Source organism: Glutamicibacter sp. HZAU (assembly GCF_004100365.1).
In the GTDB taxonomy this organism is placed as follows: Bacteria; Actinomycetota; Actinomycetes; order Actinomycetales; family Micrococcaceae; genus Glutamicibacter; species Glutamicibacter nicotianae.
The window spans coordinates 272,588-288,243 of record NZ_SCKZ01000002.1; the positions used below are offsets into that span (position 1 = coordinate 272,588).

The window sequence follows — 15,656 nt, forward strand, 5'->3', positions numbered from 1 at the left end:
ATCAAGATTGCCAGTCCAAAGCGTCGGTATTCTCGGATATGTTGTAATGATCAGAGATTCAACCAAGGATGGGATCGGCATAAATGCAACTTCGATCAAAAGTCGACTTCGACTCTGCGGTAACCGATATACAGGACTATTTTGCGACCATGGAAAACGGCCGGCCAAAATATTCTGGATCCCGCTTTGAAACTCTCGGCGAAGATGTCGACATTGATCCAAATCAGATCACTGCGATCGACTTGGTGGCAGTGTCGATGCTGTCCGTGGAAGTGCCAGCGCAGGCTTCCTTGGGAATCCTTGAAACACTAGCCGAGCAAATCAGTGAATTGCTGTCACAAATTCCGCAGGACTTGAAGTTTGAGAATCTGACGCCTGAGCTATTCGAGAAATATCTCGCCCCGGGATCGCCTGCAGATAAATTGTGGAAGATTCTGCGGCAGTATGACGATCCTTGGGACCTCGGCCAAACCAAGGTGAGCAAAATTATGGCTCGTAAACGGCCAGATTTAATTCCGGTTTATGATTCGGTTGTCAAAGCAGTTGTCGGCATCAAGGGTAGCGGAGAACAGTGGAACGCTTGGTATTCCGCGTTCCACGACGGTTCGCCTGAAGCAGCCGAATTCGTAGACATGCTCAGAGCGATCAGGCTTGCAGCAGGCCAACATCATTTGTCGCTATTGCGAGTTTTGGACATTGCCTTGTGGAAGCAAGGTAAGCGTGAAAAATGACCATTGTAGATCCGTGGCAGGTATAGCATTTCGAAACAACGCAGGTGTGCCGCCTTGGCCGGTGAAATCTTGGCCAAGGCGGCACTCCTGTTTTCGCGAATTCGCTAGAGTTCGATAGCTGCCACTGCCCGCACTGCGCGGGCAGCTTCCGCACCCTTCTTCAGGAAATGCTCGAAATAGAAGGCCTGGTGCTCATCGCTCGAGTGGAAGTGGTGCGGGGTCAGGCTGACTGAGAAGGTCGGCACATCGGTGTCCAGCTGCACACGCATCAGGCCATCGACGACAGCTTGGGCTACGAAATCGTGGCGGTAGATGCCGCCATCAACCACCAGGGCCGCGGCCACCACGGCATCGTACTTCCCGGTCTTCGCCAGGCGCATCGCCTGCAGCGGCATTTCATAGGCACCGGGCACGGCAACGACGTTGATGGAGCATTCTTGCCCGGAAGCTTCCATCTCGGCCTTGAACCCGGCAAGCGCCTGGTCAACGATGTCCGCGTGCCAGCTGGCCTTGATGAAGGCGACGTTCAATGGCTTGCTCATGAGTTGCTCCCTGTATCTGCGTGCAATTTTCCTGTTCTCTGGATCCACCCTAGTGGCGCAGGTCTCAATGGAATAACTGGGAAAGGATTCCGCGTAACGATTCGGCCGGTTCATCGCCAACCCAATTGCGGGGCCACGTGCTTGAGCACCGATTCGATGACATGCGCGTTGTAATCGACGCCCAACTGGTTCGGAACGGTCAGCAGCAGCGTGTCGGCTGCGGCGATGGCTTCGTCCTCGGCCAGCTTCTTGGCCAGCTCATCGGGTTCCCCGGCATAGGACTTGCCGAAGACCGCCCGGGTCTTCGCATCGATGTTGCCCACCTGGTCGGAGCTGTAGCGGTCGCGGCCAAAGTACTGCCAGTCGCGCTCGTCGGTCAGCGCGAAAATGCTGCGGCTGACCGAAACCCGTGGCTCGCGGACATGGCCGGCATCCTTCCACGCCTGGCGGTAGAGCGCGATCTGCTCGGCCTGCTGGACGTGGAAAGGCTTGCCGGATTCATCGTCCTTCAGCGTGGAGCTTTGCAGGTTCATGCCCAGCTTCGCCGCCCACACTGCGGTGGCATTGGAGCCCGAACCCCACCAGATGCGCTCTCGCAAGGTGCTGGAGTGCGGTTCGATGCGCAGCAATCCGGGAGGGTTGGGGAACATCGGCTTGGGGCTGGGTTCGGCGAAGCCCTCGCCGGAGAGCACTTCGAGCAGCCGCTCGGCATGGCGGCGGCCCATGTCGGCATCCGATTCGCCCTCGCGGGGCTCGAAACCGAAATGCCGCCAACCGTCGATAACCTGCTCGGGCGAGCCGCGGCTGATGCCCAGCTGCAGCCGGCGATTGGAAATCAGGTCGGCTGAACCTGCATCCTCGGCCATGTACAACGGGTTCTCGTAGCGCATGTCGATCACGCCGGTGCCGATCTCAATGCGGCTGGTCCGTGCGCCGATGGCGGCGAGCAGCGGGAACGGGGAAGCGTATTGCTGCGCGAAATGGTGCACGCGGAAGTAGGCGCCGTCCGCGCCGAGCTCCTCGGCTGCGACTGCCAGGTCGATGGCCTGCAGCAGTGCGTCGGATGCTGAGCGGGTGCCGGATTGCGGATGGTCGGTCCAGTGGCCGAAGGACAAAAAACCGATGTTCTTCATGCTTGGGGCAACAAGCGGCCGCATCCCGTTATTCCGCGGCGGACCAGCATGGCTAGCGGCGCAGCAGCCGCCTATCCGAAAGCCCTGCGGCCCTATCCGGCTCCGCGTCGTTCATGCTGGACCAGATGCTGTCCAGGGAGAGGTCCAGCACTGCTGCAATTGCGGCGATGGTTGAGAACGCGGGAGTGGCTACCCGTCCGGTCTCGATTTTCCGCAATGTTTCAGGGGAAAGCCCGGCCTCGAGCGCGATATCGAGGATGGTGCGTTCCCCGCGCGCCCGCCGAAGCAGTGCACCAAGGTTCTTTCCCTGCTCGATTTCGCGGGGAGTAAGCGGCAATCTGACCATGGGAAAATTATAGTACCGGTAATGTTTGACCGGTATAATAATTGGAATGATTGAGATACTCACCCCCAGCGAACTGGACCGCGCCCGGGACACCGGACGCCTTGTTGGCACCATCCTGCAAACGCTCAAGAACCGGGTCAAGGTCGGCACCAACCTCCTGGAAATCGATGCCTGGACCAAGGAAATGATCGAGGAAGCCGACGCGGAATCCTGCTATGTCGATTACGCCCCCGCCTTCGGCAATGGTCCCTTCGGCCACTACATCTGCACCGGTGTCAACGACGCGGTGCTGCATGGCTTACCTTACGACTATGCGCTCGCCGATGGCGACCTGCTGACCTTGGATTTGGCGGTGAAGCTGCGCGGCATCGCTTCGGACGCGGCCATCAGCTTCATTGTGGGAGAGAAGCAGCGGGCAGAAGATCTCAAGATGATCGAGGTAACCCAGCGCGCCTTGGCCGCAGGTATCGCAGCTGCGGTCCCGGGAGCCAAGATTGGCGATATTTCCTTCGCCATTGGCTCGGTGCTCACCGCCGAAGGTTATCCGGTGAACCTGGAATTCGGCGGCCACGGCATCGGCAGCACGATGCACCAGGACCCGCACGTGTCCAATGACGGCCGTGCAGGCCGGGGCTACACGCTGCGCCCGGGCCTGCTGCTCGCGCTTGAACCCTGGATCATGGAAGACACCAGCAAGCTGGTCACTGATAAGGATGGGTGGACTCTGCGCAGCTCCACCGGCTGCCGCACCGCGCATACCGAGCACACCATCGCGATCACGGATACCGGAGCCGAGATCCTCACCCTGCCAAAGAACTAGCAGGGTCCAGGGTAAGGCCAGGCCAGTGTCGCGGCCGCTTCATGCAGGGCGGAGCGGCACCGGCTAGGATCGCGGACTAGGCCAGCTGGCAGCGCCCCGGCAAAATCCCAGCCGTGGCCGGCGGCCATGTTCCGCAGATTCGCCAGATTTCGTTGATGCAGCGGCTCGGGGTGTTCCGGATAGCCGCCCAGCAGCAGCGTGCCCCGGGTGAAACCGCGGGTACTGCAGGCCTCCAGGGTCAATGCCGTATGGTTCAGCGTTCCCAGATCCGGGCGGGCGGCCACGACGAGGCTGGCCGCCACGGCCTGCGCCAGATCGGCGATGGTTTCCCCGGCCGCTGTCAGTTCCACGAGCAATCCGCCGGCCCCTTCGATGATCACCACATCATGCGTGGCAGTGAGCTCGCCGACCTGCTGCACGTGGTGGGCCAAGGTGGGCAGCACAGCATCCGGATCCAGCCCAGCGCACAGCGCTGCATCCACCGGTGCCATCGGGTGGCGCAGGCGCACCCCTTCGAAGGCCGAGAGCTGGCCGGGATTGCCCAGCCAGCGTGCCACATCCTGGGCGTCCCCGGGTTCTGACTTACCCAGACCGGTCTGCGTCGGCTTGTAGATGGCGACGCTGTGCCCGTGGGACAGTGAGCGGGCGGCCAGCACCGCGGTGGCTACGGTCTTTCCGACCTCGGTATCGGTTCCGGTCATTGCATGGATCATTCCAGCATCCTCTCTGCAGGGTAGGTGATGGGCACTGCGGGTGGTGCCTGGAATGACAGCAGATGGCCGAAGGGCACGGGCGGCCCATCGGCGACGGCCAGCGGCAGGCAGCGTGCGGTTTCGGAAAGCACCAGCTCGGTTTCCATCCTGGCCAGGGAAGCGCCCAGGCACCGGTGGATCCCGTAGCCGAAAGCCAGTGAATCATCGCCGGCGGCGCCGAGCTCGCCACCGGCCAAGCGCAGCACCAGCTGCTCCCCGGTGGCGAATTCCAGGTCCCCGATCCGTGTGTCCTTGAGGGCAATGCGCCGCCAGGTCGGCACCGAGGAGGCCCGGGCCAGCACCTCGCGCACCAGCCCCTGGGCCGCGGCCTCTTCCGTGCCCGCCTGGGCCAGGGCTTCCCAGCGATGTTCGTGCAACGCCGCATGCAACGCGGTCTGGATGAGCATCGAAGTGGTTTCCTGTCCGGCGATGCCCAGGAAATAAGCCAGCGAGCGGATCTGGGGTTCGGATACCCCGGCCCGGTGCAATGCGGCGTAGAGATTCCCATCGTCGCGTTGCACTGCTTGGTGCACCGATGCATCCAGCCAGCCGAAGTATTCTGCCGCGCTGCGGGCAAGCACCAGCTGCCGCTGCGCATCGGGCCAACCCCAGAACAGCTCCAGCGAGTCCCGGCTCCAGGCCTTGAGCGTCCCCAGGTCGGGCACCGGCACCCCGGTGAGCCGGGCCATTGCTTCCACCGGGATCACGGCTGCCAATTCGGTGGCCAGATCCGCCGATTCCCCGTTGCGCAGCCTGGGTTCGAGGTCCGCGCAGATCCCGCGCACCCGGTCGAGGATCGGCTCGCGCTGGGCACGGACCTTGGCGGGGCTGAAGAATCCAGCGACAATCCTGCGCACTTCCAGATGCGCTGGGCCCGAAGCGCTGGCCAGCACCTCGGGAAGCGCGAAGCGCGCCCGGGCAAGGACCCGCAGCGCCGCAGGTTCCGGCTCCACCGCAGTGGACAGGGCATTGGCCGGCGAGAACTCATCGGGCCGCGCCAGGATGGCGCGGACGGTGTCCGGATCCTCGATGCTCCGGTAGCGCGCGTTGACAACGTCCGGGTAGGCCTCGGACAGCGGCCCGGCGAGCGGTGCCAGATCCAAGGCGCTCGCCGTCGCGGCGAAAGGGCAGTTCATGAATCCTCCTGGATGATGGCGCGGGCTACCGCGTGGATAGCTGCAGATAATTCCGTGTGCCGGTGGTGGGCATGGGCGGTGAGCCGGATGCGGGAGATGCCATCGGGCACGCTGGGCGGGCGGAAGCAGGCTACCGAGATGCCCTGGACGGCCAGCGCGACTGCGGCCCGTGCTGCGGCGCCGGCACTGGGCATCTTCACCGAGAGCACGGCTCCGGCTCCGGCTTCCACGCGGCCGGCCAGGGCCGGGTGGGCTTGCAGCTGGTCGCGGATCAGCAGGGCGTTCTCCGCCAGTGCGCCACGGCGTTGTGGCCCGGCCAAGCGCAGGGCTGCCAGTGCTCCGGCTGCCGCGGCAGGGGATAGCGCGGTATCGAAGATGAAGGTGCGGGCAGTGTTGACCAGATGATCGCGCAGTGCCGCCGCGCCAGGCCCGCCCATGAGCACCGCGCCGCCCTGCGACCCCAGGGCCTTGGACAAGGTCGCCGTGGACACTACCCGTCCGTGGCCGGCCAGTCCGGCGGCCAGCACTGCGGAGCCTTGGCCGGTGGCGGCCAGCGAATGCGCTTCGTCAACCAGCAGCAAAGCGTCGAACTTGGCGCACAGGGCCGCCAGCTGAGGCAGCGGCGCGGCGTCGCCGAATACCGAATAGACGGATTCGACCACCAGCAGCACGCGGGGCTTGGGGCGCTGGGCGCTGCGGTTGGCTTCCAGCAGGCGGGTGAAATCAGCCAGGTCGTTATGCGCTGCGGTGGCGACCTCGGCACCTGAAAGCCGGGCGCCGTCGATCAGGCTGGCGTGGGCATGCGCGTCGAGGATGAACAGGCTCCCCGGACCGCCGAGGGCGGCGAGCACCCCGAGGTTGGCGGTGTAGCCGCTGGAGAACACCAAGGCGGCTTGGCGCTGGGCGTAGTCGCAGAGTCCGGCTTCCAGCTCGCGATGCACCGGCAGGGTTCCGGCGGCCACCCGGCTGGCCGAAGCTCCCGCGCCGTAATCCAGGGCGGCCTGAGCGGCGGCCTGCCGGATATCGCGGTGTCCGGACAGCCCCAGATAGTCGTTGGAAGACAAGTCGAAGAGCCCCGCCGCGGACGAGTCCTTGCGTTGCAGCCCCCGCCGCTGGCGCACCGTGGCGCGCGTGGCCAGCCAGGAGTCCCAACCCGGCTCAGCCATGGACCTGCTCCACGGCGCCCACCACGCCGCAGCCCAGGACCGCGAGCTGTTCGGGGGTGCTGATATACGGCGGCATCACGTAGACCAGGTTCCGGAAGGGACGGACCCAGACCCCGCGCTGGACGGCAGCTTCGGTCACCGCGGCCACCTTCACCGGGGAGGCGAGCGCGATGGCTCCCACCCCGCCCAGCACCCGCACCTCCTGGACCGAGGCCAGATCAGCGGCCGGTGCCAGGTGGGTGCGCAACCCGGATTCCAAGGTGGCGAGCTGCTGCCGCCACGGAGCGCGGCCGGGTGCGGTGCCCGGTTCCCCGGCGAGCAGATCCAGCGAAGCGCAAGCCACCGCGCAGGCCAGCGGGTTGCCCATGAACGTCGGGCCGTGCAGCAATGCCGCGCCCGCCGAGCCCCCGCTGCCGGACAGGGCAGAAGCGATCCGCGAAGAGCACAGCATCGCCGCCAGGGTCAGATACCCGCCGGTCAGCGCCTTGCCCACGCACATGATGTCCGGTTCGATGCCGGCATGCTGCACCGCGAACAGCTGCCCGGTGCGACCGAAGCCGGTGGCGATTTCGTCGGCGATCAGCACCAGTCCGTGGCGGTCTGCCAGCTCGCGCAGGGTGCGCAGCACCGCAGGGGGATAGATGTGCATCCCGCCGGCTCCCTGCAGCACCGGCTCGAAGACGATCCCGGCCAGCGTGGTGGCGTGGGCCGCGATCAGCTCGTGCGTTTCCTGTTCCCATTGCGCCAATTCGGCGGCTGAATATTCCCAGCCGCCTGCGGCGTCGCGGCGCGCCGCCGGAGGCTTGGGCAGGAACAGCTCGCCGGAGGAGCGCGGGGCGAACGCGGCATGCATTCCGTCCACCGGATCGCAGATGCCCATGGTGGCGAAGGTGTCCCCGTGGTAGCCGCCGCGCAACGCGGCAAAGCGGTGGCGTCCGGTGCGGCCCTTGGCCTCCTGGTATTGCAGGGCGAGCTTCAGCGCGACTTCGACGCTGATCGACCCGGAGTCGGCCAGGAACACGTGGCGCAAGCTCTCCGGGGCCAGCGCGACCAGGCGTTCGGCCAGTTCGATGGCCGGCTGGTGTGTCAGGCCGCCGAACATCACGTGGCTGAAGCGCTCCAGCTGGCCGCGGGCCGCGGCATCCAGAGCCGGGTGGCGATAGCCGTGCACCGTCGACCACCATGAGGACATCCCGTCGATGACCTCCCGCCGGTTTCCTGCGGCGTCTTCCAGGACCAGCTGGGCGCCGTGCGCCTCGCGCACCGCATAGTGCGCGCCGGCATCCAGGGAAGCATAGGGGTGCCAGAGCAGCCCGGCATCCCGCTCCAGCAGCGTCGTTCCGGTGGCGATCATGCGTTAGGGCTCTGCGCGGTTCCGGCGCCGCGGCGGCGTAGCACCGGTTCGGCGCTTCCGTTGCCGCTGCCGCAACCGGGGGCAGAACTGCCGCAGGGCGAAGAATCAGCAGCGGAGCAGCAGGAACCTGCGCAGCCCGAGGATCCGGCATTGCCGGCATCCGATGGCTGGCGGGCAGCATGGCCGGCGGCTTCGCTCAGTTCCGCGGCCAGCTGCATCGGGTCCTTGCCCTGTTGCCCGAGCACCACGAACCCGGCGTCGGCAATCATTGCCAGGTCGGCTTTCGCATCCTGGCCTTCGCTGGTCAGGTAGTCGCCGAGGAACAGCGAATTGGCCACTTCCAGCGCGGTGGCCTGCAGGGAGCGCAGGTGCATCTCGCGACCGCCGGCCATCCGCAATTCCTTGTCCGGGCAGGCCATGCGCACCACGGCCAGGATCCGCAGGCAGGCCAGCGGGGTCAGGTTCCAGGTCCCTTCCAGCGGGGTGCCATCGAATGGCATCAGGAAGTTCACCGGGATGGAATCGGCATCCAGCGCGCGCAGTGCGAAGATCGCCTCGACGAGCTGCTCTGGGGTTTCGCCCATTCCGACGATGAGCCCCGAGCAGGGGGAGAGGCCGGCGGCCTGGGACTGCTGGACGGTGGAGACGCGCTCGTCAAAGCTGTGCGTGCTGCAGATTTCCGGGTAGAGGGATTCGGCAGTATTCAGATTGTGGTTGTAGGCATCGGCACCGGCCTCCTTGAGCCGCTGGGCCTGCCCCTGCTTCAGGATGCCCAGGCAGGCGCAGACCTCGACCTCGGGATGGTCTTCCTTCAGCGCGCCGATCATCGTGGCAACCCGGTCGACATCGCGGTCCGTGGGCCCCTTGCCGGAGGCCACCATGCAGACCCGCGAGGCGCCGCCGGCGATGCCCAGGCCGGCCTGGTGCACCGCTTCTTCGGGTTTGAGCCAGGTGTACTTCAGGATTTCCGCTTTGGAGCCCAAACGCTGCGAGCAATACGTGCAGTCCTCGGGGCACAGGCCGGACTTCAGATTGACCAGGTAGTTGACCTTCACCGTGTTGCCGAAATGCTTGCGCCGCAGCAACCCGGCCGCGTTGACCAGCCGCGTCGTGTCGCCGTCCGGCGTTGCCAGCAGGCCGAGGGCTTCTGCCTCGGTGAGCTGGTGGCCGTCGGCGATGCGGACGGCCAGCTCAGTGAAATCTGCGGTGCCGATGCGATGCGTGGAGATGCTCATGGGGTCCTTAGCGTGGTTGGGTGACTGCCTGCCAAGAATCAGCCAGTCCTGAACGGTGTTCAATTACTGGCCTCAATGTAGCACGAAAAGCCCCTAACTTGAACAATGTTCAAGTTAGGGGCTTGTACTGCTCCGCATGCGGCATCTGCTGCTCAGCTGGTGGTCTTGCCCCGGTAGATCCGCGCGGCCAGCGCCCAAGCCAGGAGCGTGATGCCCGCCAGCCACGCCAGTGCTGCCCACAGCTCGGAGCCCACGGGGTCCTGCGATAGCAAGGCGCGCAGGGAATCGGCTATCGCCGTGATCGGCTGGTGCTGCGCGAACCAGGCCACCGGGCCGGGCATGGCCGCGGTGGGAACGAACGCCGAGGAAATGAAGGGCAGGAAGATCAGCGGGTAGCTGAAGGCGCTGGCACCATCCACCGATTTCGCGCTCAATCCGGCCAGCACGGCGATCCAGGTCAGGCACAGGGTCACCAGGCACAGCAGCCCAAGCACCGCGATCCACGAGGCAACGGAGGCCGAGGAGCGGAAGCCCATGGCCACGGCCACCCCCAGCACCAGCGCCAGCGAGAGCAAATTGGCCGCCAGCGAGGTGGCCACATGGCTCCAGAGCACGCTGGAACGGGAGATCGGCATGGCGCACAGGCGCTGCACCAGCCCATCGCGCAGATCCAGGAACAGCCGGTAGGAGGTGTATGCGACCCCGGAGGCGATGGTGATGACCAGGATGCCCGGCAGCAAGTAGTTGATGTACGGACCGGGGGCGCCAGTGCCGAGGGCACCGCCGAAGACATAGGTGAACAGCAACATCATGGCTACCGGGGTGATTGCGGTGGTGATGATCGTGTCGGGGCTGCGCATCACGTGGCGCATCGAGCGGCCCGTGAGGATCCGGGTTTCACGCAGTGCTGCGATGCTCATGGCTGGCTCCCTTCGGTTCGCTGGTTGCTGCCGGTCAGTTCCAGGAAGATCTCCTCGAGGCTCGGCCGCTTGGTGACCAGCTCGGTGGTGGCCGGCGGCAGCTGGGCCTGCAGCTCGGCCAGCGTGCCCTGCTGGATGATGGTGCCCTCGTGGAGGATGGCGATGTGATCGGCCAGGTGTTCCGCTTCATCCAAATACTGCGTGGTGAGCAGGATTGTGGTTCCGGACTCGGCCAAGCCGCGGATCAGCCGCCAGGCCTCCCGGCGAGATTGGGGATCCAGTCCCGTGGTCGGCTCGTCGAGCAGGAGCACTGGCGGGTCGCCGGCCAGGCCCATGGCGATATCCAGGCGCCGGCGCATCCCGCCGGAGTAGGTGCCGGCGGGGCGGTCGGCCGCGTCCGAGAGGCTGAATCGCTCCAGCAGTCCGCTGGCGATCGCTGGCGGATCGGGCAGCCGCAGCAGCCGGGCGACCAGCAGCAGGTTCTCGCGTCCGGTCAAGACCTCATCCACGGCGGCGAACTGGCCGGTCAGGCCCAGGATCCGCACGAGTGTCGTCTTGCCGGCGCCATTGGAGCCGAGCAAGGCGAAGATGCTGCCAGGCTGCACGGCGAAGTCCAGTGAGCGCAGCACGGGCAGCTTCTTGAACGACTTGGCCAAGCCGATGACCTCGATGGCCGGTTCGGGGGCCAGTGCGGTGTTCATGTCATTGCTCCTTCGTCTCGTTTTCCGCTTCGGAAATGGCCTGTGCCAGACGGGCGCGCTCCTTGTCGGTCCAGCGCTTGCCGCCGTAGGCCTGGGCGAAGTCGTCGGCGAACTCTGCCGCATCTTCGCCCAGCAGTTCGCGCAGCGAGGTGCCGTTGGTGGCCGCCCCTTCGAAGAGGTCTGCCAAATCCGAGTACATCGAGATCATTGTCTCGGCGTCGGTAATTCCGCTCTGGTTCATCAGGTAGCGCTGCAATCCCGCAGCGGCCTTCGCATAGGGCTGCGGCAGCGCCTTGAGGCGCGCCAGGCCATGCTTGTACTGCTTTTTCTGTTCCAGCGATCCAGTGAAGGTTTCAATCCATTTGGCGACCATGATCAGTGCCCTTTTTTCGGAGTGGTTGGGTGGGGGAGGCTGTCGATGCGGGAAACGAGCAGGTTCCAGGTGCTCCAGAAATCGTCGAGCTGCTGCCTGCCTCGGGGGTTGAGGGTGAAGACCTTGCGTGGAGGTCCTTTTTCGGAGGGGACTTTCTCCACCGAAACCAGGCCCTTTTGCTCGATGCGCACCAGCAGTGCGTAGATGGTCCCCTCGGCCAGATCGGTGAAGCCGCGTTCGCGCAGTTCCGTGGTGATCTCGTATCCGTAGGCCGGGCGTTCAGCCAGGATCGCCAAGACGATCCCCTCCAAGGTGCCCTTGAGCATCTCGGTCATCTGCGAGGCCATGCTGCGCACCTCTCTACTTAGCGTCATTGAGTACAACTAGATAGTAGAACTAGGTAGCGGTATTTAGCATCACTTAGTACCGAAGGATTTCAGGGACTTTCTTCGGGGATCCAGGGAAGTGGGGATGGCCAGTGGCAAGGTAACGAGGCGCCCAATCCGGTATGCTCCTTGAAGCTGATCCGGAACTGGACCCGATGGGAAGAGCCACCATGAAAGATGCGACATGGCACTGGGAGCTGGTTGATGCCGAGCGTGCAAAGCTGGCGGAAATGCTGGGCGGCTTGGCCCCTGAGCAGTGGACTGCCCCGTCGCTGTGCGAGAACTGGCAGGTGCGTGACGTGGCAGCGCATCTGGCGGCTGCCGGATCCACCACCACCGTCCATTGGCTGGCGAGCATGGCCCGCTCCGGATTCAATACCGGCCGGCACAATGAACGGCTGCTGCGCAAGCAGCTTGGGGCCAGTCCCCGGGAAACACTGGAGAACTTCAACCGTTCCGCGGCCAAAAGCATTGCCCCGCTGAACTCGGTGACCGGTTTGTTGGGCGAAGTGGTGGTGCATGGGCAAGATATCGCCAAGGCGCTGGATGCGCCGCTGTTCCCGGATCCCCAGGCGCTGCGCGTTGTGGCAGAATTCTTCGCCTCCAGGGATTTCGCGGTCAACAGCAGCACCCTGGTCAAGGGGTTGCGGATATCGGCAGCCGATGATGATTTCAGCAGCGGGGAGGGGCCCGAGGTTCGCGGCGGATTGCTGGATCTTCTCCTCGCCATGGCCGGCAGGAAACAGGTGCTCCCGCGGCTTGAAGGCGCAGGGGTTGAAGAACTCGACCGCAGGATCGCAGCGCAAGCGCGGACATAGGCAACTGGCAGCCAGTGGTGGGGAGTGCGGGCAGCCTTGTGAACGGCAATGCCCCGGCGGTGGACATTGTCCACCGCCGGGGCATGGTGCGCATGAGGGGTTGGCGGGATTAGTTGACCCCGAAGCCTCCGGTCCAAGCGATCTTCTCGCCGGCAGCCAGGGAGATCTGCATGGAGCCGATGCCTTCCAGCTCGCGGGCGCGCTTGGTGGCGCCGGCGTCGATGGCGCGCAGGCCGCCGGCGGTTACCAGGTAGGCCAGCTGGGACTTGGCATCCTCGTCATCTCCGGCGATCAGCACGGTGGTCGGGGTGGTGCCGACCTTGCCTTCGGCGATGGTGGAAGCGAAGTTGGTGTTGAAGGCCTTGATCACGCGCGAGTTAGGCAGCGCCTTGCTGATTTCTGCGGTGGCCGAGCTGTCTGCCGGGACGGTCAGCGAATCGAAGGTTTCGAAGTTCAGCGGGTTGGTGATGTCCACGATGATCTTGCCCTCCAGCTGTTCGCCGCGTTCGGCGATGATGCCTTCGATGGCCGGGTACGGGACGGCGAGAACAATGATGTCGCCGTAGGCGGCGGTGGCCGAATCGCCCGAGCCGAGCAGCTGGATGGTTGCCCCTGCCTTGGTGAAGACCGACGAGAGGGCCTGGCCCATGTTGCCCTTGCCGATGATGCTGACGTTGACCATGATGACTCCTTGGAAATGTTGGTTGAAGCTTTAACTAAATACTAGGAGCAATTGATTGAAGCATCAAGTAATTTTTCAAAGAAAATTTCACCAATAGCCGCCGTACTGCTTCTTGAATTGTGGATTGGAGCGTTGACTAGGCCATTGAACGACAGTGCCGCCGCGCCTGATCTGGGCGCGGCGGCACTGGGGAGAGTAATCGGTCAGGATACCGGGGCGGCCACGGCGGCCAGCGGGTTCTCCAGATCTCCCGCGTAGAGCAGTCCTCCGGACTGGTCGGCCAAGTCGAGCATCTGCTGGTTGTTGCGCAACTGCAAGCGGTTCAGGCAGGAGAGCGGGAAACTCTGTGCAAAGAGCCCCAGCTCGTCGAAGCGGCCAGCGAACTGCGGGTGCTGCCCACGGTAATCAAGCAGCCGATCCACCACGGTCTTCCAGAATCCAGCTTCCGACAGCAGGCCTTCGGCATCCAGCAGCGGGGCGAGGAAGCGGAAGAACGAATCGAAGACATCCGTGAAGACCGACAAGACCGGGTCTCCTCCGGTACGCACCCGGCGGATCTCCTCCGGCAGTTCCACCCGATCCGACAGCACCGCAATCTCTTCGCCCAAATCCTTGAGCAGCACCTTCTTCACGACACCGTTTTCCAGCACCATGATCACGTTCTCGCCATGCGGCATGAACACCAGATCATAGGCTGCCAGGCAATGCACCAGCGGAATCAGGTAGGCATCCAGATAGCGGCTCAGCCACTCGGCCGGAGCCAGTCCGCTGCGGCGAATAAGGGCGCCGGCAAAGGATCGGCCGGATGCATCGACGTGCAGCAAGCTGGCCATCGTGGCCAACTTCTCTTCCGGGCCGAGCAAGCTGATCGGGGACTCGCGCCACAGCGCGGCAAGCATCTTGCGCTGCGGATCGCTCTTGGCCGTGGCCGCTTCGAACTGCGGGTTGCGGTAGCCGACGGCCGCGATTTCCCGCAGCAGGGCGACCGGCTGGGTCGAGAGCACCGGATCCTTTGCAAACAGCTCGCCCAGCCACTGGTTGATCGCCGGAGTCACCTTCATGTACTCGGCACTCAAGCCGCGCATGAAGCCCATGTTCAAGATCGACATTGCCGTCTTGACGTAGTGGCGGTGCGGGGTGGACAGGTTGAAGAAGGTGCGGATCGACTGCTGCGCCTGGTATTCGTCGGCGCCGCTGCCCAGCCAGATCAATTGCTTGCGGGCAATGTCGTTGGCGAATGTGATCGACAGGCGGTTCTCCCACTGCCAGGGGTGAACCGGGATGAACAGGTAGTCTTCGGGTGCATAGCCGGTACCGAATAAGGCGGCCTCCAAGGCCGCATCCAGGCGCTGGCGTTCGGCCGGTTCCAGCTCGGTGGCCAGCAGGCCTTCGTAATCCAGCGAATCGATGGCATCGAACTGCGCCCTGGACTTGTGGGCTGCCGCCCAGCCAAGGTGCAGGGCGGCACCGGTTTCGGGGGCGTACTTGAGGTAGTCGGTGCGTCCGATGCCCATGCGTCCATTGTTGGCGACGAAGCACGGGTGCCCCTCGGTCATCGAGGATTCGATGAGCTGGAAGGACTGTGCGGCGCTGCCATTGAATTCGGCCAGCTGCGCCGAATCATGGGTGGCATGGACCTGCTTGTAGCAGTGGCTGCTCAGCGTGGAGGAGAGCTCCTCCAGATAGGTGGGAAGCTGCGCTGGGGAGAGCGTGAGTTCCTCGGCGAAGAGCGTGATGAATTCGATGGCATCCGCGTCTGCCGGCTGCCAGCTGCCGTCAACGAAAACGTGGTGTTCCACGGACTGCGGGGAAACCATCCAGTGGTTCAGCTGGTAGCGCTGGGCGCTGAAGCTGTAGCGGTGCGCGTCCTTCTGGACTGAATAGCGCTTCTCTCCATGCTCGGCAGGTTCCAGCAGGCGCTCATGCGAAAATTCGCCCAAGGCCTTGGCCAGAACATGGCGATTGGCGATATCCCAACGCACGGGGGAGAGGAACGAGGATTCCAGACGTCGGCCGGTTGCGCTCTCGAAATCCTGGCGGGTGCAAATGGACAGCAGAGCCTGCTTGATCGAGCCGTCTGCCTCGGAAAGCTCCACTGGCCGTACCGGGCGGAAGCCGACGCGGGCATTCAGCGCATGGATGGCTTTGTTGCGCACATCTGGCTCCACGATGATTCGTTCAGTTCCAGGCAGGGCGAACGCCTGGACCATGGCTGCGGCCAGTGCCTCCAGCGTGAACCCGGGCTGGGGGTTTGCCGCCGCCGGCGCCAGGAAATGCAATCCGCGGTCGCCACGTACATAGTTGTACGCGTCGGCCAGTGGGGATGCGGCTGGGTCGTAGAGCTCGACGAGGAATTTCTCGTCTCCTGATGCGTCGATGCCGAGGAGCACTTCGTATCCGGCGGTAGCGAGCAAGGTGCGGTATTCCGCTTCGAGCTCCTTTTCGGTGGCGTTGGGCATGCCCCAGAACGAGGCGTGCTCGGTGGCAATCCACGAATGAAGCAGCGCCGAATCGTCGGGCAGTGAAACGGGGCGGAAGGTGTAGCTGGTCATCGGGAAATC

17 protein-coding genes are annotated in these 15,656 nt (G+C 64.3%); 3 read left to right on the plus strand and 14 right to left on the minus strand.

The genetic code is table 11. The features are described from left to right. Positions 1 to 83: 83 nt before the first annotated feature. The gene (locus tag EKH49_RS03835; RefSeq protein ID WP_128469777.1) at positions 84 to 731 is read left to right on the plus strand and encodes a DUF6308 family protein; all 648 of its coding nucleotides are present in this window, start codon (positions 84 to 86) and stop codon (positions 729 to 731) included. A 104-nt stretch (positions 732 to 835) separates the two neighbouring features. On the opposite strand, the gene EKH49_RS03840 is transcribed toward EKH49_RS03835, so the two are convergent. From EKH49_RS03840 to EKH49_RS03850, 3 genes are all read right to left on the minus strand, one after another. Further along, entirely contained in the window at positions 836 to 1,273 is a 438-nt protein-coding gene (locus EKH49_RS03840; RefSeq protein WP_128469778.1) for a 6,7-dimethyl-8-ribityllumazine synthase, read from the minus strand. 110 nt (positions 1,274 to 1,383) lie between these two features. After that, positions 1,384 to 2,406 (minus strand): LLM class flavin-dependent oxidoreductase, encoded by a 1,023-nt coding sequence (locus EKH49_RS03845; protein WP_128469779.1) that lies wholly within the window; start codon positions 2,404 to 2,406, stop codon positions 1,384 to 1,386. A 52-nt stretch (positions 2,407 to 2,458) separates the two neighbouring features. Continuing rightward, positions 2,459 to 2,752 carry a helix-turn-helix domain-containing protein gene (locus EKH49_RS03850; RefSeq protein ID WP_058255293.1) on the minus strand — a complete coding sequence of 98 codons (294 nt, stop codon included), beginning with the start codon at positions 2,750 to 2,752 and terminating at the stop codon, positions 2,459 to 2,461. A gap of 46 nt (positions 2,753 to 2,798) precedes the next feature. Here EKH49_RS03850 and map point away from each other — a divergent pair, with 46 nt between their 5' ends. Then, the gene (map, locus tag EKH49_RS03855) at positions 2,799 to 3,572 is read left to right on the plus strand and encodes a type I methionyl aminopeptidase (RefSeq protein ID WP_128469780.1); all 774 of its coding nucleotides are present in this window, start codon (positions 2,799 to 2,801) and stop codon (positions 3,570 to 3,572) included. Here the strand turns inward: map and bioD are convergent. The 9 genes from bioD to EKH49_RS03900 all read right to left on the minus strand — a co-directional run bounded on the left by bioD (position 3,569) and on the right by EKH49_RS03900 (position 11,556). Continuing rightward, positions 3,569 to 4,285 carry a dethiobiotin synthase gene (bioD, locus tag EKH49_RS03860; protein WP_128469781.1) on the minus strand — a complete coding sequence of 239 codons (717 nt, stop codon included), beginning with the start codon at positions 4,283 to 4,285 and terminating at the stop codon, positions 3,569 to 3,571. The genes map and bioD overlap by 4 nt on opposite strands. Next, positions 4,282 to 5,460, minus strand: a complete 1,179-nt coding sequence (locus tag EKH49_RS03865) for a cytochrome P450 (RefSeq protein ID WP_128469782.1) — start codon at positions 5,458 to 5,460, stop codon at positions 4,282 to 4,284. The genes bioD and EKH49_RS03865 overlap by 4 nt, the downstream gene beginning before the upstream one ends. Further along, entirely contained in the window at positions 5,457 to 6,626 is a 1,170-nt protein-coding gene (locus tag EKH49_RS03870) for an aminotransferase class I/II-fold pyridoxal phosphate-dependent enzyme (RefSeq protein ID WP_128469783.1), read from the minus strand. The genes EKH49_RS03865 and EKH49_RS03870 overlap by 4 nt, the downstream gene beginning before the upstream one ends. Next, positions 6,619 to 7,980, minus strand: a complete 1,362-nt coding sequence (gene bioA / locus EKH49_RS03875; RefSeq protein WP_128469784.1) for an adenosylmethionine--8-amino-7-oxononanoate transaminase — start codon at positions 7,978 to 7,980, stop codon at positions 6,619 to 6,621. Before bioA ends, EKH49_RS03870 begins: the two co-directional genes overlap by 8 nt. Then, on the minus strand, positions 7,977 to 9,215 hold the full coding sequence (bioB, locus tag EKH49_RS03880; RefSeq protein ID WP_128469785.1) for a biotin synthase BioB: 1,239 nt from the start codon (positions 9,213 to 9,215) through the stop codon (positions 7,977 to 7,979). The genes bioA and bioB overlap by 4 nt, the downstream gene beginning before the upstream one ends. 152 nt (positions 9,216 to 9,367) lie before the next feature. After that, positions 9,368 to 10,135, minus strand: coding sequence for an ABC transporter permease (locus tag EKH49_RS03885; protein WP_128469786.1), 768 nt, complete (start codon positions 10,133 to 10,135; stop codon positions 9,368 to 9,370). After that, on the minus strand, positions 10,132 to 10,836 hold the full coding sequence (locus tag EKH49_RS03890) for an ABC transporter ATP-binding protein (protein ID WP_128469787.1): 705 nt from the start codon (positions 10,834 to 10,836) through the stop codon (positions 10,132 to 10,134). Before EKH49_RS03890 ends, EKH49_RS03885 begins: the two co-directional genes overlap by 4 nt. 1 nt (position 10,837) lies before the next feature. Beyond that, positions 10,838 to 11,209, minus strand: a complete 372-nt coding sequence (locus EKH49_RS03895; protein ID WP_128469788.1) for a DUF1048 domain-containing protein — start codon at positions 11,207 to 11,209, stop codon at positions 10,838 to 10,840. A gap of 2 nt (positions 11,210 to 11,211) precedes the next feature. Next, complete coding sequence (locus EKH49_RS03900; protein WP_038989731.1) at positions 11,212 to 11,556, minus strand: PadR family transcriptional regulator; 345 nt, start codon at positions 11,554 to 11,556, stop codon at positions 11,212 to 11,214. A gap of 161 nt (positions 11,557 to 11,717) precedes the next feature. Here EKH49_RS03900 and EKH49_RS03905 point away from each other — a divergent pair, with 161 nt between their 5' ends. Then, entirely contained in the window at positions 11,718 to 12,413 is a 696-nt protein-coding gene (locus tag EKH49_RS03905) for a maleylpyruvate isomerase family mycothiol-dependent enzyme (protein WP_236641023.1), read from the plus strand. Positions 12,414 to 12,522: 109 nt separating this feature from the next. On the opposite strand, the gene EKH49_RS03910 is transcribed toward EKH49_RS03905, so the two are convergent. Together EKH49_RS03910 and EKH49_RS03915 are read right to left on the minus strand one after the other, a co-directional pair. Beyond that, positions 12,523 to 13,095 (minus strand): NADPH-dependent F420 reductase, encoded by a 573-nt coding sequence (locus EKH49_RS03910; protein WP_128469789.1) that lies wholly within the window; start codon positions 13,093 to 13,095, stop codon positions 12,523 to 12,525. A 203-nt stretch (positions 13,096 to 13,298) separates the two neighbouring features. Next, the gene (locus EKH49_RS03915; RefSeq protein ID WP_128469790.1) at positions 13,299 to 15,647 is read right to left on the minus strand and encodes a GNAT family N-acetyltransferase; all 2,349 of its coding nucleotides are present in this window, start codon (positions 15,645 to 15,647) and stop codon (positions 13,299 to 13,301) included. Between the last annotated feature and the right edge of the window lie 9 nt (positions 15,648 to 15,656).